Raw genomic sequence first — 20821 nt, 5'->3', positions numbered from 1 at the left:
TCAACAAACAAAAAACGGCAAATGAAAACGCACAGTATTATCTGTGCGTTAAAGCGTTTTCTCCCCAACAGCAGAACTCGATACATGAAGTGCGCTACGCTTCTTTTGTATTCATTGCCGGACAGGAGTCGTGAACTTCTTGAACAGGCCATAGATGGTGTAGGCTGCGACAACGAGCAGGACGATGCCGGTGAGTGTGAACGCAGACCGGTATTCCAAGTCGAGCGCCCCGATGACGTACGATCCCGCGACGACGCCCATCGAGAAGAATGCATAGAAATAACCGTAGGCCCGGCCTCTGGAAGCGGCGCTCGACGAGTCGATCAGCAATGAGTTGATAGATGGGAACAGGAACGCGAAACCGACACCGTATACTGACATCGTTGTGAAAAGGCTGACGAGTTCGTCCGCGCGGCTCAGCAGCAGCATGCTCACGCCCATGAGCGAAATGCCGAACGCCAGGGTGATCATCGGCTTGACGCGGTCGAATATCAGGTTGATCGGCAGCAGGAAGACGAGAATGGCGACTACTCCGAATGTGCTCAGCAGCATGCCTGTCGTCTTCGTCTCAAACCCGAGCGCCTCCACTTTGAGCGGCAGGATGAGTGCAAGCACCCCTTGGGAGAACATGAGGAAGAAGGCACCCGCGAATGCCCGCTGTATGCCGGGATCACGGAAAAGGGCGCGCACTTCGTTCTCTGACGGTTTGGCCCCCTTTTTCTGCGACCGCTGGAATGACCGGAGGAACAGGAAGGCGAAAACGGTCAGCAGCACCATGATGCCTCCGTTAATGAGCATGATGCCGGGTGTGCTGATCTTTGATGAGATGATTCCGCTGTAAGCAGGACCGGTGATAGCGGCCAAGCCGACGAAAGCGCCGGAAATCGCTGTGCTCTTCCCGCGCTTTTCGGGTTCCGCCCGGTTGGCGAGGAACGTGAAAGCAGCAGGGATGATGAGACCATTCGTGAAGCCGTGGGCGAACCGTACGCCGATCAGCAGCCACGGCGCATCGACAGCCGAATACAGACTGAGCGATATGGCATTCGTGAACAGGCCGATCAGGAGAATAATGAAAGGTCCTCTCCTATCGGTCACGAAGCCGGAAATCACATTACCGAACACATTCGCAAGGGAATATGTCCCGATGACGAGCCCCGCGAGGAACGTCGTGGCACCGAGGGACAGGGCGAACGGACTCATGATCGGCAGCTGTGAGAATAAGTCGAAAAACGAAAAGAATACGATCAGGTAGACAAAAAAACGCATAATGACGCCTCATTTCAAGTAATCATCCAACACACCCATTTTAGCATGCATGCGCCGTAAAGCAACGGAACGGTGTAAAAACGGAGACGGAATTGGCAGAAGTTGTGACAATTCGCCGACGGCTGCGGATCTACCTGAAAACGATAGCAATCCCGGGAAAGAAGATGTAAAATAACGAATAGTCAAAAGAGAGAGGGATGGGAATATGGAGAATGTGATTCGAGTTGGTATCGCTGGATACGGGAACTTAGGCAGAGGCGTCGAATACGCTATTGCCCAGCAGCCGGATATGCGCTGCGCCGGTATTTTCACACGGCGGAACCCGGAAGACGTACGCCCGGTCAGTGCAGAAGTGCCTGTCTTGCCGATGGATACAATTCAGGATTATGCGGAAGACATCGACGTCATGATATTATGTGGCGGATCACGTTCGGATCTGCCTGAACAGGGGCCGCAGCTCGCCAAATGGTTCACGACGGTCGACAGCTTCGATACGCATGCAAAGATCCCTGAATACTATGACGCGCTCAACGAAGCGGCTGCTGCTGCCGGCACGACGGCTGTACTGTCCGTCGGGTGGGATCCAGGGCTGTTCTCACTGAACCGCCTGTACGGTGAAACGGTTCTCGCGGACGGCGCGACGTATACATTCTGGGGCAAGGGGCTGAGCCAGGGGCATTCCGATGCGGTCCGCCGCGTGCCGGGTGTCGCTCAGGCGGTCCAGTACACGATCCCGTCTGAAGACGCGATGGCGAAAGTGCGTGCAGGGGAAGAACCGGAGCTTACAACTGGTGAGAAGCATACCCGCGAATGCTACGTCGTCCTTGAAGAAGGGGCCGATAAAGAGGAAATCCGGACAGCGATCTGTACGATGCCGGATTATTTCGCTGACTATTCGACGGCTGTCCATTTCATTTCATCCGATGAACTTGAACGGGATCACAGCTCCATGCCGCACGGCGGATTCGTCATCCGCAGCGGAAAGACGGGGGAAGGAAGCCGCCAGGTGATGGAGTATTCGCTCACGCTTGACAGCAACCCGGAATTCACGTCGAGCGTACTGACAGCTTACGCACGGGCCGCATACAAGCTCGCAGCGGCCGGTCAGCACGGTGCAAAAACGGTGTTTGACATCGCGCCCGGCCTGCTGTCGCCGAAAGACCCGGCACAGCTGCGGAAGGAATTATTGTAAGAATGCACTGGAAACTTTGAGAATACGGAAAGTTGGTTTATACTAGCAGTATCTTTTACTTAGGGGGACGAAGGACTTGGTTAAACTAGATGAAACATTGACAATGCTTAAAGAACTGACAGATGCAAAAGGGATCGGCGGCAACGAGCGGGAGCCGCGCGACGTCATGAAGCGCTACATCGAACCGCATGCGGATGAACTGGACCAGGACGGCCTCGGCTCGCTCATCGCGAAGCATACAGGGGACGCAGACGGCCCGAAGATCATGGTGGCCGGACACTTGGACGAAGTCGGTTTCATGATCACCCGGATCGATGACAAAGGTTTCCTGAGCTTCCAGACGATCGGCGGCTGGTGGTCACAGGTCATGCTCGCCCAGCGCGTGACGATCGTCACGAGAAAAGGCGATTCCATCACAGGCGTCATCGGTTCGAAACCGCCGCACATCCTGACTGCGGATGCACGTAAGAAACCGGTCGACATCAAAGACATGTTCATCGACATTGGTGCGTCTTCCCGTGAAGAAGCAGCAGAATGGGGCGTGTCGCCGGGGGATATGGTCGTCCCGTATTTTGAATTCACGGTGATGAATAACGAGAAGTTCCTGCTTGCGAAAGCATGGGATAACCGGATCGGCTGCGCAATCGCGATCGACGTCATGAAAGCTTTGAAAGAAGAAGGCCATCCAAACACGCTGTTCAGCGTCGGGGCAGTCCAGGAGGAAGTCGGACTCCGTGGTGCTGGTACAGCTGCTACAAAAATCAAACCGGATATCGGTTTCGCAGTCGACGTCGGCGTTGCTGGTGACACACCGGGCGTCACGGCGAAGGAATCGGCGTCCAAAATGGGCGATGGGCCGCAAATCATCCTGTATGATGCATCGATGATCGCTCATAAAGGCCTTCGTGACTTCGTCGTCGATATCGCGGAAGAGAACGGCATTCCATACCAGTTCGACGCAATCGCAGGCGGCGGCACCGATGCCGGCTCGATCCACTTGAGCAACAACGGTGTTCCGTCGATCGCTATCACAGTGGCGACCCGTTATATCCACTCTCATGCCGCCATGCTGCATCGTGACGACTACGAAAACGCCGTCAAGCTGCTCACAGCGGTCATTAAGAAACTCGACAGAGAAACCGTCGAAAAGATTATTTCCGAATAAAGAGGGAAGAGGCAGATCATGAGAGATGATCTGCCTTTTTCGTTTGACCGTGAGCATAAATATACAGTTGACTTTATAATTATACATCCGTATACTGAGAACAACCAAATCGCAATGGAGGATGATCGTATGACAAGCCCATTAGAGATGAAGTACACAGAGAAGAAGCTGAAAGGGAAGAACTTTTTGACCGTCGCCGACTTCACAGCGGATGACATCGAGTACTTGCTGAACCGGGCGGTGAAGATCAAAAAGGATTTCCAGGCCGGAAAGGACTTCGAGCCGCTCGCAGGTAAGACGCTCGGTATGGTATTCGAGAAGAATTCGACCCGCACCCGTATTTCGTTCAGCGTCGGCATGAACCAGCTCGGCGGTAATGCCCTCATCATGAACCCTGATGAGCTGCAGATCGGACGCGGGGAAACGATCAGCGATACGGCGAAAGTCTTCTCGGAGTACTTGGATGGGGTCATGATCCGTGCCAATTCCCACGCAATGGTCGAAGAGTTTGCAGCTAATGCTCATATCCCGGTCATCAACGGCCTGACCGACAAGTTCCACCCGTGCCAGGCACTTGCCGATCTGCTGACAATCCTCGAGGTCAAGGGAAAATTCGACGGACTGAAAGTCGCCTATATCGGAGATGGAAATAATGTAGCGCACTCCCTGCTGCTCGCATGCGCGAAGATGGGGATCACGACAGCGATCGCGACTCCGGAGGGCTATGAAATGGACCAGAATGTCGCGTCACTCATCCAGAAAGAAGCGAAACAGAACGGTGCAGAACTCATCCAGACAAACGACCCGGCTGAAGCTGCCGAACAGGCGGACTTCCTGTATACGGACGTCTGGGTCAGCATGGGGGAGGACGAGGAAAAAGAACAGCGTCTGCATGATTTCAAAGGATTCGAGATCAATGACCAGCTCGCGGCAAACGCGAAACCCGATTACACATTCATGCATTGCCTGCCTGCCCACCGTGGACTGGAAGTGTCAGCGGAAGTCATCGACGGTGACCATTCCGTCGTGTTCCAGCAGGCAGGGAACCGAATGCACGCACAGAAAGCCCTTCTCTCAGCGCTGCTGTAAAAGGAATAATAAAAGACTGCTCCGCGATATAAGCGGGGCAGTCTTTTGGGTCATGCGTGAGCGGCGAAGGCCTGCTCGAGTTCACTGGTGATCTTCATCTTTTCCTGGTCATCTGCGCGCTGCCACAATTTCTCGAAAAACACGCCGAGGCCCGGAAGCAAGTGCTCTTCGCCGCGCTGCAGCGCGTCTTCGACAACTCCGCGGATATCCTGCGCCTTGTTGTCGGTCATATTCGCCGTGATGGCATCCCTAATTTGAAAATTCATGCATTTGACCTCCTTTCCCTTGTCCTTGCGATTAGTATCGCCAAGCGTTCCGGACTTTGATACACTGAAAAGTAAAAGGGAAGTTTTCACTTATGGCTAAACGGATTGAATCGGTGCAGAACGCACTCGTCAAGCATTGGAAAAAGCTCATCACGACCCGCAAGGAACGTGACCGATCGGAAGAATTCATCGTCGAAGGGTTCCATCTCGTCGAAGAAGCGATGAAGCAGGAGGGAGCGGTTTTGCATGTCATGGTGCGGGAAGACCTTGAACTGCCTGCAGGGCTGGATCTGTCTTCTGTCCAGCACATCGAAATTACAAAAGCGGTGGCCGCGGAGATTTCCGAGACGGAACACCCGCAGGGCATCTTCGCCCACTGCCGTCAGCCGATCCCGTCAGAAGAGGAATACGCCGGCTGGAAACGGCTGCTGCTGATCGATGCGGTACAGGATCCGGGCAATATCGGCACGATGATCCGTACCGCGGACGCAGCCGGTATGGACGCCGTCATCCTCGGCAAAGGATGCGCCGACCCGTTCAATCCGAAGACAGTCCGCTCCGCACAAGGATCGCACTTCCATATCCCGGTCGTCCGCGGCGATCTCACCGAGTGGATCGGCCGGGCGAAAGGGAACGGCGTGCAGGTGATCGGGACAGGGCTCGACCAGGCGAAGGAGCATTATGACGTGCAGGCATCCGACGCATTCGCGCTGCTCGTCGGCAACGAAGGCGCAGGAGTCGCGGCCGATTATCTGTCGGCGGCCGATACGGTCGTCAAGATTCCGTTATATGGCCAGGCGGAGTCGTTGAACGTCGCTGTTGCGACGGGCATCCTGCTGTATGCGTTTGCGCGCCGGTAAAGAAGGTCCGTGTTGAAGTATTGGCGGGATTCCGCTATACTGAGTGGGTATACAGGCAACAATCATCAGAAAAGCATTGACCGGGAAGAGGCAACAGCATCTTCGGCGCCAGGGAGTCCTTACCTTGACTGGAAGTAGGGACGGCCGTTACTGTTACTGTTCACCCCGCGAGCTGCCGCTTGGACCAGCTTAGGCTGTAAAGGCGCGCCGGCACCGGACCGTTATTCCGAAGTTGAGAGACCGTGCTGCAGGCTGGCATGGTAATCAGGGTGGTACCGCGAATTCGTCCTCGTCCCTTTTTTAGGGGACGAGTTTTTTTATTGGGATGAATCCAGAGAGTGAACGGTGTTGATTTGCGTTCCGGGCGGATGCTTTCCGAGGGGCGAGCATTGAGCCTCCTCGCTCGCTTCGCTCACTGCGGGGTCTCAATTAGCTCGCTAATGCCGGGCCTCCAGGACGGAGGTCATGCAGCCGTTGCCGCAGGACGCGGCGCACTTAGGCTGCCCAGGAGTCACCGCCCTGCACTCCAATCAACGGCTAGTCAAAGTACAATGCGGCAAATGAAAAAACGTAAAAAAGGAAAGGGGTATGGCAATGGAGCAGCAGTTGGAGCAGTTGAAGCAAGAGGCATTGCAGAAGATCGATGCCGCGTCGTCGGTGAAAGAGCTGAATGACGTGCGCGTCGCGTATTTAGGGAAGAAGGGGCCGATCACGGACCTGTTGAAAGGCATGGGGAAACTCCCTGCCGAGGAACGTCCGAAAATGGGGGCGCTTGTGAACGTCGTCCGGGAGACCGTGACCACGCAGCTCGAAAGCAAGATGGCACAGCTGGAAGAGCAGGCGGTCAATGAAAAGCTCGCGAAGGAAACGATCGATATCACGCTGCCGGGCCGTCCCGTCAAGCTCGGCAACCACCATCCGCTCACCCGGGTCGTCGAGGAGATCGAAGACTTCTTCATCAGCATGGGCTATGAAATCGCGGAAGGTCCGGAAGTCGAGAAGGACTACTACAACTTTGAAGCATTGAACTTACCAAAAGGCCATCCGGCGCGCGACATGCAGGATTCGTTCTACATTTCGGAAGACGTGCTGCTGCGGACGCATACATCACCAGTGCAAGCACGCACGATGGCCGCGAAAAAAGGTGAGCCGATCAAGATTATCTGTCCGGGTAAAGTGTATCGCCGCGACAATGACGACGCGACACACTCCCACCAGTTCACGCAGATCGAAGGGCTCGTCGTCGGCGAAGACATCCGCATGAGCGACCTGAAAGGGACACTCGCGCTATTTGCGAAAAAGATGTTCGGCGAGGAGCGGGAAATCCGTCTGCGCCCGAGTTTCTTCCCGTTCACTGAACCATCTGTCGAGATGGACATTTCATGCTTCAAGTGCGGCGGCTCAGGCTGTAACGTCTGCAAGAAGACAGGCTGGATCGAGATCCTCGGTGCTGGTATGGTGCATCTGAACGTGCTCGAAATGGCCGGCTATGATCCTACGGTCTATACCGGATTCGCGTTCGGCATGGGGCCGGAGCGGATTGCGATGCTGAAATACGGTGTGGAAGACATCCGTCATTTCTTCACGAACGACATGCGATTCATTTCACAATTTCACCGCACAGAAGCGTAAGGAGGAGACACCATGTACGTATCAACGAACTGGCTGAAAGACTATATAGATATCAGCGGGATTTCCAAAGCGGAACTTGCCGAGAAGATTACGCGTGCGGGCATCGAAGTCGATTCGATCATCGACCGCGCGGAAGGACTGAAAAATCTCGTCGTCGGGCACGTCGAGTCTTGCGAAAAGCACCCCGAGGCCGACAAACTGAACATCTGCCAAGTGAACGTCGGCGAAGAGACGCTGCAGATCATCTGTGGTGCGCCGAACGTAGCAGCAGGACAGAACATCGTCGCAGCATTACCGGGCGCACGGCTGCCGGGCGGCGTGAAGATCAAAAAAGCAAAACTGCGCGGCGAAGTATCGAACGGCATGATCTGTTCCTTGCAGGAGCTCGGCATCGAAGGGAAAGTCGTGCCGAAGCAGTATGCGGAAGGGATCTACGTGCTTCCGGAAGACGCTGTACCGGGAACGAATGCACTTGGAGTGCTCGGTCTGGACGATGTCATCCTGGAATTCGACCTGACCCCGAACCGTTCGGACGCCCTCAGCATGCTCGGCGTCGCATACGAAGTCGGCGCAATTCTTTCCGAAGATATCAAACTGCCTGAGATTTCCTATACGGAATCGTCCGAGCAGGCAGCTGACGCGCTGTCCCTGCGTGTGGACGCAAAAGAAGACAACCCGATGTACGTCGCGAAAGTCGTCAAGGACGTCAAAGTCGCGGAATCCCCGCTCTGGCTGCAAAACTATCTGATGGCTGCAGGCGTCCGTCCGCACAATAACGTCGTCGACGTCACGAATTTTGTCCTGCTTGAATATGGCCAGCCGCTTCATGCCTTCGACTACGACCGGCTCGCGACGAAGGAGATTGTTGTGCGCCGTGGCGAAGAAGGCGAGAAGATGACGACGCTCGACGACGCGGAACGTACTTTGAATGCGAACCAGCTCGTCATCACGAATGGGAAAGAACCGGTCGCGCTCGCAGGTGTCATGGGCGGTGCGAACTCTGAAGTCCACGAAGGCACGACAACTGTCGTCATCGAATCTGCATACTTTGCACCGGCATCCGTCCGCCAGACATCGAAGGAAGTGGGCCTGCGAAGTGACGCGAGCACCCGTTTCGAAAAAGGTGTCGACCCGAACCGTGTCGCTGAAGCCGCAGAACGTGCGGCACAGCTCATGGCAGAACTCGCGGGCGGCACTGTGCTCGCTGGCTCTGTTGTATTCGACGAGCTCGATAAGACACCTGTACGCATCGTGCTGTCTCCTGACTACGTCAACCACCGTCTCGGCATGAAAATCCCGATGGACGAAATGGTGTCGATCCTCGAACGCCTGCAAATCCCTGTGGAAGCGGTCAACGGCCAGCTCGTCGTGGACGCACCGACCCGCCGCCAAGATCTGCGCATTAAGGAAGACTTGATCGAAGAGATTGCACGGCTGTATGGCTACGATGAAATCCCGGCAACACTGCCGGTCGGCGAAAGCGTGCCAGGCGGGCTCAACAGTTCCCAGCAAAAACGCCGGCTCGTCCGCCGTTACCTCGAGAGCGCCGGTCTGTACCAGGCGATCACGTACTCGCTGACGTCCCGTGAAGAATCCCAGTCGTTCGCATTGGAAACAGCACCCGTGACGGAACTGCTCATGCCGATGAGCGAAGACCACAGCGTGCTGCGCCAGAGCCTCCTGCCGCATCTGCTCGAAGCAGCGACGTACAACGTCGCCCGCCGGATCGACACCGTTTCGCTGTACGAAACGGGATCCGTCTTCCTCGGAACCGAAGCAGACGGCCTGCCGAAAGAAGTGAACCATGCCGCTGCCGTCATCACTGGCAAGTGGGTCGATCACAAATGGCAGCAGGAAACGAAAACAGTCGATTTCTTCGTCATGAAAGGCATTATCGAAGGCCTCATGGACGTTCTCGGCCTGACCGACCGCGTGACATACGAACAAGCGGCGCATGACGGCATGCACCCGGGCCGGACCGCAGACATCGTTCTCGACGGCAGCCGGATCGGCATGCTCGGCCAGCTGCACCCGTCCGAACAAAAGAAACGCGACCTGAAAGAAACGTACGTCATGGAGATCAACCTGTCCGCGCTGCTCGCGGAACAGACGGAACCGCTCGTGTACACACAGGTACCGCGCTACCCATCGATCTCCCGCGACATCGCGCTCGTCGTGCCGACAGAAGAATCGGCCGGCAGCCTGATCACCGTCATCCAAGAAGCCGGCGGCGATCTGCTGAAGGACGTCTCCGTATTCGACCTGTACGAAGGCGACAACGTCGAAGCCGGCCACAAGTCGCTCGCGTTCTCGCTCACCTACTTCGACCCGGAACGTACTTTAACCGACGAAGAAGTCGTCGCCCGCCACGACCAAGTACTCGAAGCATTGAAAACAAAAACCGGCGCTGTGTTGCGCGGCTGATTTACTGAATAGGAAAAGCGGAACGGGGAAAAGATCCCGTTCCGCTTTTTTAATTGGCGAAGCGCGGGTGAACCGCTCGTTACTGTCGGCTAACCGATCAATTCACCTCGCTAAGCGATCAATTTACTTGGCTAACCGCTCGATTCCGCCGGCTAAGCGATCAATTCCTCTGGAGAAGCGATCAATTGTCACGGATGACCGCTCAAATATGCCGCATAACCGCTCCATTCCCGCGACAGGTCAGCCATGCCGTACTCTATTTTGATCGCGCTTAATGGATCTTAACAATATAAACCAAGATGGAAATATGGGCTCCGCTGCGCTACGCCTTTCCTGTTAGAGAGATGAATTCCTCTAGAAATAACACTTGGCAACGGGGAAGCGCTCAAGGTCAGGCCGAAACGCTCAAGGGACCAGCGGAAGCGCTCAAGTTAAACACCGAAACGCTCAATCAAGCAGAAAAGCGCTCAAGCGGCATGGTGATGCGCTCAAGCATATCCCTGAAACGCTCAAGCATACCCTCAAATGCTCAAGCAAGCACCGAACCGCTCAAGCCCCCGACATAACCCCAGTCATCCACGCTTCTTCGCCGCCAACACCGCCGCTTTCTTCGCATTCGCGAAGTGCCACTTCGTTATCGACTTCAAGAAAGATTCACCCTTCGCCAGTAAAATCGCTGCAGCGGTTTCATCAACCTTCTTACCGGCGCCTTTCGGCAGCGTGCGTCCGGCGAGCTTGCTCAGCCGGTCCATTTCGTCGAGGAATGCAACTCGTGCGATGATCGACGCGGCAGCAACCGCAACATGCAGGCCTTCCGCTTTCGTCGCGAACAGAACGTTCTCCCGCACGATTTCTGGCTCGGCTTTCAAGTGGTTGTAATACACACCGCGCTCCGCGAATTGGTCGATCAGGATGCAGTCCGGGTGCTCGCCATCCAGTTTGCGCAGCACATGGCGGATCGCCTGGTTGTGAAGCAGGGCTTTGATCTTCCCTTGGGACCAGCCCTTTTGCTGGACGGTGTTGTATTTCTCATTCTTCAGAGTGAGCACGCTGTACGTCAATGCCCGTTTCAGATCCGGTGCGATCGAGCGCATGTATGGATTGGTCAGCTGTTTGGAGTCCTTGACGCCGAGCTCTTCGACGAGAGCGATCTGGTCGGCGCGCACGTAGCAGGCGCAGACGGTCACCGGACCGAAGAAATCACCCGTGCCCGTTTCATCCGACCCGATGACGGAGAGGGAGCTGAGTTGGTCAGGAAGCGCATCCGCATGCCGGACCGCTTTTTTCGGCTGTCCCGGAGCGGGCGCTGCCGCACTTTCCCACTTCGCCGCTTCCATCGAAGCCCCGCCGCCCTGGAACAGCACCTTTCCTGATTTGTAAGCCGTGATCGACGCATCCGCCGTCTTCGCTGCAAACACCACACCCGGCGCCTTCCGCGTCACCTTATCGGATTGATAATACGCTTGCAGCTCCTTCATCCGAGCCGCATCCAGCACCACCACATTATTCGACATACGATTCATCTCCTCCCGCTATTGTTTGACCTTCTCTTAGTTTTAAGGACGATACTAGTTGATCGGAGTGCAGGGTGGCGAAAGACGTTACGCAGAACGGCTTTTGCGAGCAAAAGCGAAGCGTTGTGAGCAACGGATGCCTTAATTTCTGCAAAGTGCACAGAAATACGGCAAAGCGAACCCTTTGCTGTTCGCTTGGCTCAATGCTCGCCCCCCGGAAAGCGTCCACCCGGAACGGAGATCAACTTCGCCTCTACGGACTCCTTTCCCGTTACAATCACCAGACTTCCATTCTTCAGCAACATGCCTCATAACGCAAGCAAAAAAGTGAGCTTCGGCGCGCCGTTTGTTCACAATACTTCCACTTTCATGGTATGATGGACTTCATAGTTTTTGGGCAGGAGGTTATGACAGTGGAAGAAGTAGAAAAGACGCGTATCACGGTTGACATCTACGGCCAGACATACACGATCGTCGGCACGGACTCGTCTGCCCACGTACGGCAGGTCGCGACAATGGTCGACAACCGCATGCGTGAACTCCGTGCGCGTAATCCTTACTTGGATACGACGAAAGTGGCGGTGCTGACAGCTGTCAACAGTGTACATGACTATTTAAAACTGCAAACAGAAAAAGAATTGCTGGAACAAGAATTGAAAAAGTTGAAGGGTTGACGGCTGCTCATGTTAGATATACTGATCTTATTTTTACTGCTCGGGGGACTCGTCACCGGGTTCCGGAGAGGACTGCTCGTACAAGCCCTCCATATGACCGGGTTCATCATCTCGTTTATTGTCGCATTTGCCTACTACAAACAGCTTGCGGAGAAGTTCGTCCTCTGGATCCCGTATCCGGGCGTGACGGCGGAGTCGAAACTGACATGGGCATTCGGGGCTCTCGATCTCGATCAGACGTTCTACCGGCTGCTCGCGTTCATCCTTATCTTCTTTGCTGTGAAATTCCTGCTGCAGCTGATCGTGTCGATGTTCGACTTCCTGAAATACTTGCCGGTCCTCGGGTTCATCTCCCGGTTTTTCGGTGCGGCACTCGGGTTTGTGGAATTCTACATCATCATCCTGCTGCTCGTCAGCGTCTTGGCGCTGCTGCCGGTCGATTTCATCCAGAAGATGATCGGTTCTTCGCTGCTGTCGAAAACGATGTTCGAGCATACGCCGTTCCTGTCCGGCGCCGTGAAGAACTGGTGGTACGTCTATACGAAGTAAGGCGAACAGCTTCCCTCCCGTGCGGCGGGGAGCTTTTGTTCAGTCAGGGAACAGACTGCTGAAGGGGGACTTATCGTGAACAAGAAAGTCATCATCCAAACACTTGAAAAGATTGCACTCTATATGGAACTGCTCGGGGAGAATCCGTTCAAAGTCGGTGCTTTCCGAAAAGCGGCAGGCGTGCTGGAAACGGATCCGCGCAGCTTAGCTGAGATGGACGACATCCTGTCACTGAAAGGGATCGGCAAGGGGACAGGCGCTGTCATCGAGGATCTTCTTGAAAAAGGGCGGTCCGACCTCCTGGATGAACTGCAGGAGACCGTGCCGGCGGGGATGATCCCGCTGCTCGACATCCCGGGGCTCGGCGGGAAGCGGATCGCGAAACTGCACAAAGCGCTCGGCATCGATTCCGTAGAATCGCTGAAGGAAGCGTGTGAGACGAACAAGGTAAGCTCGCTGCCGGGCTTCGGCAAGAAGACAGAAGAGAAGCTGCTGCACGAAATCGAACAGCTGTCCGAACGGAAGACATCATTCCCGCTCTGGCAGATGGCTGGACTCGTTGCAGCTGTCGAGCCTGTGTTGGACGAGATCGAAGAAATCAGCAAATACTCCGTCGCCGGCAGTTACCGGCGGACCGCGGAACAGAGCAGCGACATGGATTTCATCATCGTGACGGATACGCCGCATGCTGTCCGGGAAAAGCTGCTTGCGAAACTGCCTGTCCGGGAGACGATCGCGGCAGGGGATGCCAAACTGTCCGTGACACTTGAACTGGAAGAAGTGATCGATGCCGATTTCCGCTTCGTAACGGATGCGCAGTATGCGAGCGCACTACATCATTTCACGGGATCCAAGGAGCATAACGTCGCGATGCGGCAGCTCGCCAAGTCGCGCGGCGAGAAGATCAGTGAATACGGCGTCGAGCAGGCGGACGGCACCGTCGTGACGTTCGCGTCGGAAGACGATTTCTTCGCGCATTTCGGCCTGCCGTTCATCCCTCCGAACATGCGCCAGGACGGCCGGGAGATCGAACGTGCGGATGAACTTAGCGGTCTGGTGTCGCTCGGCGATATCCGCGGGGATTTCCATATGCATACGACAGCGTCGGACGGCGGCTATTCAATACGCGAGATGGCGGACGCCTGCCGGGCGAAAGGCTATACACATATGGTGATCACGGACCACTCTCACTACTTGAAAGTGGCGAACGGCCTGACGCCGGAACGGCTGCTCGATCAGCTGAAGGAAATCCGGGAAGTCAACGAAGAATACCCGGACATCGAAATCTTCAGCGGGACGGAAATGGACATCCTGCCTGACGGGACGCTCGATTTCGACGATGAAGTCCTCTCACAGCTCGACTTCGTCATCGCTTCGATCCACTCGAGCTTCAGCCAGCCGCAGGAGAAGATCATGGAACGGCTTCACGCGGCCATGAAAAACCCGCACGTCGACATGATCGCCCACCCGACCGGACGGCTCATCGGCAAGCGTCCGGGCTACGAGCCGGACGTGCCGCAGCTCATCGAATGGGCGGCCGAGTACGGAAAGATCCTCGAACTGAATGCGAGTCCGCACCGGCTCGATCTGAACAAAGACTACTTGGAACTGGCCCAGTCAAAGGGCGTTCCGATTGCCATTAATACAGACGCCCACGCAACCGGCCAGCTCGACCTCATGAATATCGGCGTCGCCTATGCCCAGAAAGCATGGCTGAAAAAAGACACCGTCGTGAACACATGGCCGCTGGAGCGGTTCAAACGGGAAATCGTCGATAAGTGAAAGGAAGGGATCCATTGATGGATTCACGTGTATTACGCACACTCGAATTTGACAAAGTGCTCGCCCAGACTGCCCAATACAGCACGTTTCCTGCAGGACGCGCCGCACTCGAGAAACTGACGCCAAGCATCGATTTCAGCACCGTCGAACGGCTGCTGGACGAGACAGACGAAGGTCTCGCGATCCTGCGCGTGCGCGGCAACGTCCCGATGGGCGGCATCACGGATATCCGTCCGCATGCCCGCCGTGCGCAGATCGGCGGTGTGCTGAGCGCTCAGGAACTGATGGAGACGTCCTCCACGATCCGCGCGAGCCGGATCTTCCGGCAGTTCATCGAAGGCGTGCTGCAGGAAGAAGAACTGGAGCTCACGCATTTCGCGGCCATCAAAGACGCCATGCCGATCATCACTGGCCTTGAGCATGAGATCAACAGCGCTATCGATGAAAACGGCCGTGTGCTCGACAGTGCGTCGAGTGCGCTGCGCTCGGTGCGTCAGAGTCTCCGTATCCAGGAAGGCCGCGTGCGCGAAAAGCTCGAAAGTATCACGCGCGGCAAGAACGCAGCAACCATGCTGTCGGACAGTATCATTACGATCCGGAACGACCGTTTCGTTATCCCGGTCAAATCGGAATACCGCAGCCATTACGGCGGCGTCATCCATGATTCTTCCGCTTCCGGCCAGACGCTTTTCATCGAACCGGATGCCGTCGTGCAGGCGAACAACGAAATCCGTACGCTGAAGTCGAAAGAGAAGGAAGAGATCGATAAAATCCTTCGTGAACTGTCCGCGAGCGTCCAAGTGCACGCCCATGAGCTGTTCCTGCTCGTCGACCAGCTCATCGCGATAGATGTCATCCTCGCGAAAGCGAAATACGGACAGGCGAACCGCTGCACGAAGCCGCGCGTCAACAACGAAGGCTATTTGAAACTGACGAAAGCCCGTCATCCGCTGCTGCCGATTGACGAAGCGGTCGCCAACACGATCGAATTCGGTCATGAGATCACGACAATCGTCATCACCGGGCCGAACACCGGCGGAAAGACGGTCACGCTGAAAACGGTCGGTCTCTGTGTCCTCATGGCGCAGGCCGGACTGCCGATCCCTGTGCTCGACGGCTCGGAAATCGCTGTGTTCGGTTCCGTCTTCGCCGATATCGGTGACGAACAGTCGATCGAGCAGAGTCTCAGTACGTTTTCATCCCATATGGTCAACATCGTCGATATTCTGAAGAAGTTCGATCATGATTCACTCATCATCTTCGACGAACTCGGCTCCGGCACCGACCCGCAGGAAGGGGCGGCGCTCGCCATCTCCATTCTGGATGAAGTCCACGGCACCGGAGCGCGCGTCATGGCGACAACGCATTATCCGGAACTGAAAGCGTACAGCTACAACCGGAAAGGCGTCGCGAATGCGAGTGTCGAATTCGACGTCGATACACTGAGTCCGACGTACCGGCTGCTGATCGGTGTGCCGGGCCGCAGTAACGCGTTCGAAATCTCGAAACGTCTCGGCCTCGGGGAACACCTGATCAAACGGGCGAAGACGTTCACCGGCACTGACCGCGGGGAAGTCGACTCGATGATCGCATCATTGGAATCGAGCCGTGTCCAGGCGGAGAAAGACGCCGAAGAGACACACCGTCTGCTGGAAGAGACGGAGACGCTGAAACGGGAACTCGCCGAAAAGCTTGCGGAACACGAAGAGCTGAAAACGCGGCTGACGGAAAAAGCGAAGGAGAAAGCGAAAAAGATCGTTGACGATGCGCGCCGCGAATCGGACGACATCATCGCGGACTTGCGCGCACTCCGCATGACGGCAGGCGCCAATGTGAAAGAGCACGAACTCATCGAAGCCCGCAAACGGCTCGAAGGGGCAGCGCCGGCTGAGACGAAGAAGAAAGCACCGCAGGCGAAGGCAGCACCGCGTCCGCTCGCTGCCGGTGATGAAGTGAAAGTGCTCAGCTACGGTCAAAAAGGAACGCTTATGGAAAGAGTGTCAGATCATGAGTGGATCGTGCAAATCGGTATCTTGAAGATGAAACTGGACGAATCCGGCCTTGAATACGTCAAGCCTGAAAAAGAGAAGCAGACGAAAGCATCCGCCGCCGTCCGGGGACGCAGTGAACAGGTGAAACTGGAACTCGATCTGCGAGGGGAGCGGTACGAAGACGCCATCCGCAGAACCGAGAAATATCTGGACGATGCGCTGCTGTCGAACTACCACCAAGTGTCCATCATCCACGGCAAAGGGACCGGCGCGCTGCGTCAGGGCATCCAGCAGATGCTGAAGAAGCATTCCCGGGTGAAGAACTACCGGTTCGGGGATGCGGGCGAAGGCGGCCATGGTGTGACAGTCGTCGAACTGAAATAATTTCCGCCGGAAGTGAAACCTTTCGGCACCCCATACGTAGACGAGAGGACATAACCGTAAAGGGGTAAGCACATACATGACAAACAACGGATTCTGGAGCAATCCGCTCGTCGAGACAGCCGGCTATTTCAGCACGGTCGTCCTCTGTCTCGTCGTCGCGATGGTCATCTTCGAAATTGTGACGAAATACCGCAACTGGCAAGAGATCAAAAAAGGGAATCTGGCTGTGGCGTTCGCGACCGGAGGGAAGATATTCGGGGTTGCGAACATTTTCAGGTATTCCATCGAAGCCCACAACACGCTGCCGCAGATGATCGGCTGGGGACTCTATGGCTTTACGCTGCTCATCTTCGCTTACGTATTATTCGAGTTTTTGACGCCGATGTTCCATGTTGATGATGAAATCGAAAAGGACAACCGCTCTGTCGGTTTCATCTCGATGGTCATCTCGGTCGGTCTGTCGTTCGTCATCGGCGCAAGCATTTCGTAACAACAATTCTGTTCAGGAGACGATATTCCAAATGGAAAAGCTATCGAAGATTCTTCTCATCTTATGTGTTGTCTTCATCGCCATCGGCATCATCTGGATGATCGGGCAGACACCGTGACCTGCATGTCGCGGCGTCTGCTTTTCTTTGTTCCAGTGCATTGTAAACGCTCTCATAGTCCGCTATACTTAGGAAAGAAACACTATTCTCTGAATATACTGGCTAAAAGGAGGCTTTACTAATGACGAACAAACCTTGGCTGGCTCAGTATCCGCCGGAAATTCCGGAAACCGTGGAATACGCTCCGATACCGCTGCAAGACTACCTCACGCAGTCCGCGGCGAAATTTCCGGGCAAGACGGCTATGCATTTCCTCGGCAAAGATGTTTCGTTCGAAGAGTTTTACTCGTCCGCACTGAAATTTGCAGGCTATCTGCGCAAGCTCGGCATCGGAAAAGGCGACCGTGTGGCGATCATGCTGCCGAACTGTCCGCAAAACGCAATCGCCTATTACGGCATCCTGTATGCCGGCGCGATCGTCGTCCAAACGAACCCGCTGTATAAGGAGAGGGAGATTGCTTACCTGATGAGCGACTCGGGTGCAAAAGCGATCATCACGCTCGACATGCTGTACCCGCGTGTCCTGTCCGTCATGAAGGAGACCGGTCTGGAAAACATCATCATCACGGGCATCAAAGACTACTTGCCGTTCCCGAAGAACCTGGTCTATCCGTTCATCCAGAAGAAAGAGAACGGTATCGCGGTCAAAGTCGAACACCGCGGCGTAAATCACCTGTTCACGGAGATCATGAAGTCCACACCGGCAGAGCCGATCGCGCTCGACTTCGATTTCGAGAGCGACATCGCGCTCCTTCAGTACACAGGCGGCACGACGGGACCACCGAAAGGGGTCATGCTGACGCACAAGAACTTGATCGCCAACGCGGAAATGTGCCGGGCATGGCTGTACAAAAATGTAGACGGGGAAGAAGTGACAATGGGCATCCTGCCTTTCTTCCACGTATACGGCATGACGACCGTCCTCATCGTATCCGTCATGGCTGCGAACAAAATGGTGCTCATTCCGAAGTTCGATTTCAAGACAGCACTGAAGGAGATCGACAAACAGAAACCGACGCTGTTCCCAGGGGCGCCGACCATCTATATAGGTCTGCTGAACCATCCGGATCTCGCGAAATACGACCTGTCCTCCATCAAGGCATGCATCAGCGGATCGGCCGCACTCCCGGTCGACATCCAGGAGAAGTTCGAGCAGGTGACCGGCGGGAAACTCGTCGAAGGTTACGGACTGACCGAAACGTCCCCTGTCGCCATCGCGAATTTCGTCTGGGAAGGCCAGCGTAAGCGCGGTTCGATCGGCGTGCCGTGGCCGGACACCGATGTAGCGATACTGCCGCCTGATTCCGCCGAACGGCTGAAACCCGGCGAAGTCGGCGAAATCGCCATCAAAGGCCCGCAAGTGATGAAAGGCTACTGGAACCGTCCGGAAGAGACGAAGGAAAGTTTCCGGGACGGCTGGTTCCTGACAGGAGATCTCGGGTATATGGATGAAGACGGATTCTTCTACGTCGTCGACCGGAAGAAAGATATGATCATCGCGAGCGGTTTCAATATTTCACCCCGCGAAATCGAGGAAGTGCTCTATGAACATGACGCCATCCAGGAATGCGTGGTCGCCGGCGTGCCGGATCCGTACCGCGGGGAGACCGTCAAAGCGTATGTCGTCCTGAAGGAAGGGAAGTCTGTGACGGAAGAGGAGCTCGATGCCTTCTGCCGGAAACACCTCGCTTCGTTCAAAGTCCCGCGTATCTATGACTTCCGTGACGAACTGCCGAAAACGGCGGTCGGCAAGATTCTGAGAAGGGCGCTCGTCGACGAAGAAAAAAGTAAACTCGAACAGAAACTGACGTCTTGACGGAATAATACTTGACGGAAAACTGAATAGCGCGTACTATGAAAATATGAATGAACCATCATTCATATTTTCTTTTTCATTTTTAGGGATGGTGGTGAGAGATGCTGAAGCGTGAGAAACCGAAATATAAAAAGATCGTCGATGCCGCCGTGGCGGTGATCGCACAGAACGGCTACCATCAGGCGCAAGTATCGAAGATCGCCAAAGAAGCGGGCGTTGCAGACGGCACGATCTATCTGTACTTCAAGAACAAGGAAGACATCCTCGTATCCGTTTTCCGGGAGAAGATGGCGGTGTTCGCCGACTACGTGAAAGAAATTCTGGAAACGGACTGTTCCGCTTCCGACAAGCTGTTCAAGATGATCCAGAACCATTTCAGCGTGCTGCACGAAGACCGCAATCTGGCCATCGTCACACAGCTGGAACTCCGGCAGTCGAGCAAGGAACTGCGCTTCCGCATCAATGAAGTGCTGAAAGAGTACTTGGCGCTGCTCGATTCGCTGCTGAAGGAAGGGGTCCAGTCAGGGGAGTTTTCACAGGACCTCGACACCCGGCTCGCACGGCAGATGGTTTTCGGTACGATCGACGAAACATGCACCTCATGGGTCATGAATGATCAGAAATACGGTCTGCTTGAACTGGCGCCGAAAGTGCACAAACTGCTGCTGTCAGGCATGAAAGGCTGACAGCGGCCAGTGAGCTGCCAGATTAGAATTTTCATAACAAAGCAGTAAATCTTTATTTTTGAGAAACGGATATGCTATCATTGAAGGCGCTTCCATTTATAATTTAACAGACTGGTAACGCGTACTGAAAAAGGATGGGATGACATGGAGTTTCTAACAGTAACGATTGACCAGGGCGTCGCAGCGGTCTCGATCAACCGGCCGCCCGCCAATGCCCTGGCCCGCGCGCTGATCCTCGAAGTCGGTGAACTTCTCGATCAGCTCAAGGACAACAGTGACGTCCGTGCGATCGTCCTGCACGGCGAAGGGAAGTTCTTCTCTGCCGGAGCGGACATCAAGGAATTCACGACTGTCTCGTCAGGTGAGGAATTCTCGAAACTTTCCAGCGACGGCCAGGCGATCTTCGAAAAATTGGAGACGTATCCTAAGCCGGTCATCGCAGCGATCCACGGAGCCGCACTCGGCGGCGGACTGGAGCTCGCGATGGCATGCCACATGCGCTTCGTCACGGAATCAGCGAAACTCGGCCTGCCGGAACTGCAGCTCGGACTCATTCCTGGATTCGCAGGGACGCAGCGGCTGCCCGGCTATGTCGGCAAGGCGAAAGCGGCTGAAATGCTGCTGACGAGCGAGCCGATCACCGGCCGGGAAGCCGTCGAATGGGGCCTCGCGAACCGTGCGTTTGCGGATGAGGACCTGCTGGCTGAGACGCTTTCCATCGCAAGCAAGATCGCGGAAAAGAGCCCGATCGCTGTTGCGGCGGCACTGCGGATGCTGCAGTACACAAAACACGATGCCTACTACAAAGGCGTCGGTGCGGAAGCGGAATCCTTCGGCGAAGTCTTCGTATCCGAAGACGCCAAAGAAGGCATCCAGGCTTTCATTGAAAAACGCAAACCGAAATTCATTGGACGATAATACGT

At 55.4% G+C, this 20821-nt stretch carries 18 protein-coding genes; 14 read left to right on the top strand and 4 right to left on the bottom strand.

Going from position 1 to position 20821, the window contains the following annotated elements; genetic code table 11:
* Window positions 1-111 precede the first annotated feature (111 nt).
* Entirely contained in the window at window positions 112-1266 is a 1155-nt protein-coding gene (locus NFU03_RS07240; RefSeq protein WP_251637423.1) for an MFS transporter, read from the bottom strand.
* Between the two features lie 205 nt (window positions 1267-1471).
* Here NFU03_RS07240 and NFU03_RS07235 point away from each other — a divergent pair, with 205 nt between their 5' ends.
* The 3 genes from NFU03_RS07235 (at window position 1472) to argF (ending at window position 4712) form a co-directional block, all read left to right on the top strand.
* Entirely contained in the window at window positions 1472-2458 is a 987-nt protein-coding gene (locus NFU03_RS07235; protein WP_251637421.1) for a diaminopimelate dehydrogenase, read from the top strand.
* A 76-nt stretch (window positions 2459-2534) separates the two neighbouring features.
* Window positions 2535-3623: a M42 family metallopeptidase gene (locus tag NFU03_RS07230; RefSeq protein WP_251637419.1), complete on the top strand. Its 1089-nt coding sequence runs from the start codon at window positions 2535-2537 to the stop codon at window positions 3621-3623.
* A gap of 129 nt (window positions 3624-3752) precedes the next feature.
* Window positions 3753-4712, top strand: coding sequence for an ornithine carbamoyltransferase (gene argF / locus NFU03_RS07225; protein WP_251637418.1), 960 nt, complete (start codon window positions 3753-3755; stop codon window positions 4710-4712).
* Window positions 4713-4762: 50 nt separating this feature from the next.
* Here the strand turns inward: argF and sspI are convergent, their stop codons facing one another.
* Window positions 4763-4978 (bottom strand): small acid-soluble spore protein SspI, encoded by a 216-nt coding sequence (gene sspI, locus NFU03_RS07220; RefSeq protein ID WP_251637416.1) that lies wholly within the window; start codon window positions 4976-4978, stop codon window positions 4763-4765.
* Window positions 4979-5070: 92 nt separating this feature from the next.
* Between sspI and NFU03_RS07215 the strand changes: the two genes are divergently transcribed.
* The 3 genes from NFU03_RS07215 (at window position 5071) to pheT (ending at window position 9894) form a co-directional block, all read left to right on the top strand.
* Window positions 5071-5838, top strand: coding sequence for a TrmH family RNA methyltransferase (locus NFU03_RS07215; RefSeq protein ID WP_251637414.1), 768 nt, complete (start codon window positions 5071-5073; stop codon window positions 5836-5838).
* Between the two features lie 594 nt (window positions 5839-6432).
* Window positions 6433-7470: a phenylalanine--tRNA ligase subunit alpha gene (gene pheS / locus NFU03_RS07210; RefSeq protein WP_251637412.1), complete on the top strand. Its 1038-nt coding sequence runs from the start codon at window positions 6433-6435 to the stop codon at window positions 7468-7470.
* Between the two features lie 12 nt (window positions 7471-7482).
* Window positions 7483-9894 carry a phenylalanine--tRNA ligase subunit beta gene (gene pheT / locus NFU03_RS07205; protein ID WP_251637410.1) on the top strand — a complete coding sequence of 804 codons (2412 nt, stop codon included), beginning with the start codon at window positions 7483-7485 and terminating at the stop codon, window positions 9892-9894.
* 572 nt (window positions 9895-10466) lie between these two features.
* Here pheT and rnhC read toward each other — a convergent pair.
* A complete protein-coding gene (rnhC, locus tag NFU03_RS07200) occupies window positions 10467-11408 on the bottom strand; it encodes a ribonuclease HIII (RefSeq protein ID WP_251637408.1) in 942 nt (313 codons plus the stop codon).
* A 413-nt stretch (window positions 11409-11821) separates the two neighbouring features.
* On the opposite strand from rnhC, the gene zapA reads away from it, so the two are divergent.
* The 5 genes from zapA (at window position 11822) to NFU03_RS07175 (ending at window position 17278) form a co-directional block, all read left to right on the top strand.
* Window positions 11822-12082: a cell division protein ZapA gene (gene zapA / locus NFU03_RS07195; protein ID WP_251637406.1), complete on the top strand. Its 261-nt coding sequence runs from the start codon at window positions 11822-11824 to the stop codon at window positions 12080-12082.
* A gap of 9 nt (window positions 12083-12091) precedes the next feature.
* Complete coding sequence (locus NFU03_RS07190) at window positions 12092-12631, top strand: CvpA family protein (protein WP_251637404.1); 540 nt, start codon at window positions 12092-12094, stop codon at window positions 12629-12631.
* A gap of 75 nt (window positions 12632-12706) precedes the next feature.
* Window positions 12707-14413 carry a DNA polymerase/3'-5' exonuclease PolX gene (gene polX / locus NFU03_RS07185; RefSeq protein WP_251637402.1) on the top strand — a complete coding sequence of 569 codons (1707 nt, stop codon included), beginning with the start codon at window positions 12707-12709 and terminating at the stop codon, window positions 14411-14413.
* A gap of 14 nt (window positions 14414-14427) precedes the next feature.
* Complete coding sequence (locus NFU03_RS07180; protein ID WP_251637400.1) at window positions 14428-16788, top strand: endonuclease MutS2; 2361 nt, start codon at window positions 14428-14430, stop codon at window positions 16786-16788.
* 76 nt (window positions 16789-16864) lie between these two features.
* A complete protein-coding gene (locus NFU03_RS07175; RefSeq protein ID WP_251637398.1) occupies window positions 16865-17278 on the top strand; it encodes a DUF350 domain-containing protein in 414 nt (137 codons plus the stop codon).
* A 12-nt stretch (window positions 17279-17290) separates the two neighbouring features.
* On the opposite strand, the gene NFU03_RS07170 is transcribed toward NFU03_RS07175, so the two are convergent.
* Window positions 17291-17437, bottom strand: coding sequence for a hypothetical protein (locus tag NFU03_RS07170; RefSeq protein ID WP_251637396.1), 147 nt, complete (start codon window positions 17435-17437; stop codon window positions 17291-17293).
* An 80-nt stretch (window positions 17438-17517) separates the two neighbouring features.
* Here NFU03_RS07170 and NFU03_RS07165 point away from each other — a divergent pair, with 80 nt between their 5' ends.
* The 3 genes from NFU03_RS07165 (at window position 17518) to NFU03_RS07155 (ending at window position 20816) form a co-directional block, all read left to right on the top strand.
* Complete coding sequence (locus NFU03_RS07165; RefSeq protein ID WP_251637393.1) at window positions 17518-19212, top strand: long-chain-fatty-acid--CoA ligase; 1695 nt, start codon at window positions 17518-17520, stop codon at window positions 19210-19212.
* 104 nt (window positions 19213-19316) lie between these two features.
* Window positions 19317-19898, top strand: a complete 582-nt coding sequence (locus NFU03_RS07160; protein ID WP_251637476.1) for a fatty acid metabolism transcriptional regulator FadR — start codon at window positions 19317-19319, stop codon at window positions 19896-19898.
* Window positions 19899-20042: 144 nt separating this feature from the next.
* The gene (locus NFU03_RS07155; protein ID WP_251637391.1) at window positions 20043-20816 is read left to right on the top strand and encodes an enoyl-CoA hydratase; all 774 of its coding nucleotides are present in this window, start codon (window positions 20043-20045) and stop codon (window positions 20814-20816) included.
* The last annotated feature ends 5 nt before the right edge of the window (window positions 20817-20821 follow it).

The sequence above is a fragment of the Sporosarcina sp. NCCP-2716 genome, from assembly GCF_023707985.1.
GTDB lineage: Bacteria > Bacillota > Bacilli > Bacillales_A > Planococcaceae > Sporosarcina.
Note: the sequence above shows the minus strand (reverse complement) of the source record. Positions and strands in the feature narration are given on the sequence as shown.

What these genes read in the sequence shown, in the direction of transcription:
- NFU03_RS07190 (WP_251637404.1), top strand. Translation starts at nt 12,092, where the DNA reads ATGTTAGATATACTGATCTTATTTTTACTGCTCGGGGGACTCGTCACC.
- NFU03_RS07235 (WP_251637421.1), top strand. Translation starts at nt 1,472, where the DNA reads ATGGAGAATGTGATTCGAGTTGGTATCGCTGGATACGGGAACTTAGGC.
- rnhC (WP_251637408.1), bottom strand. Translation starts at nt 11,408, where the DNA reads ATGTCGAATAATGTGGTGGTGCTGGATGCGGCTCGGATGAAGGAGCTG.
- NFU03_RS07155 (WP_251637391.1), top strand. Translation starts at nt 20,043, where the DNA reads ATGGAGTTTCTAACAGTAACGATTGACCAGGGCGTCGCAGCGGTCTCG.
- NFU03_RS07215 (WP_251637414.1), top strand. Translation starts at nt 5,071, where the DNA reads ATGGCTAAACGGATTGAATCGGTGCAGAACGCACTCGTCAAGCATTGG.
- NFU03_RS07175 (WP_251637398.1), top strand. Translation starts at nt 16,865, where the DNA reads ATGACAAACAACGGATTCTGGAGCAATCCGCTCGTCGAGACAGCCGGC.
- pheT (WP_251637410.1), top strand. Translation starts at nt 7,483, where the DNA reads ATGTACGTATCAACGAACTGGCTGAAAGACTATATAGATATCAGCGGG.
- sspI (WP_251637416.1), bottom strand. Translation starts at nt 4,978, where the DNA reads ATGAATTTTCAAATTAGGGATGCCATCACGGCGAATATGACCGACAAC.
- NFU03_RS07165 (WP_251637393.1), top strand. Translation starts at nt 17,518, where the DNA reads ATGACGAACAAACCTTGGCTGGCTCAGTATCCGCCGGAAATTCCGGAA.
- argF (WP_251637418.1), top strand. Translation starts at nt 3,753, where the DNA reads ATGACAAGCCCATTAGAGATGAAGTACACAGAGAAGAAGCTGAAAGGG.
- NFU03_RS07240 (WP_251637423.1), bottom strand. Translation starts at nt 1,266, where the DNA reads ATGCGTTTTTTTGTCTACCTGATCGTATTCTTTTCGTTTTTCGACTTA.
- NFU03_RS07170 (WP_251637396.1), bottom strand. Translation starts at nt 17,437, where the DNA reads ATGCACTGGAACAAAGAAAAGCAGACGCCGCGACATGCAGGTCACGGT.
- pheS (WP_251637412.1), top strand. Translation starts at nt 6,433, where the DNA reads ATGGAGCAGCAGTTGGAGCAGTTGAAGCAAGAGGCATTGCAGAAGATC.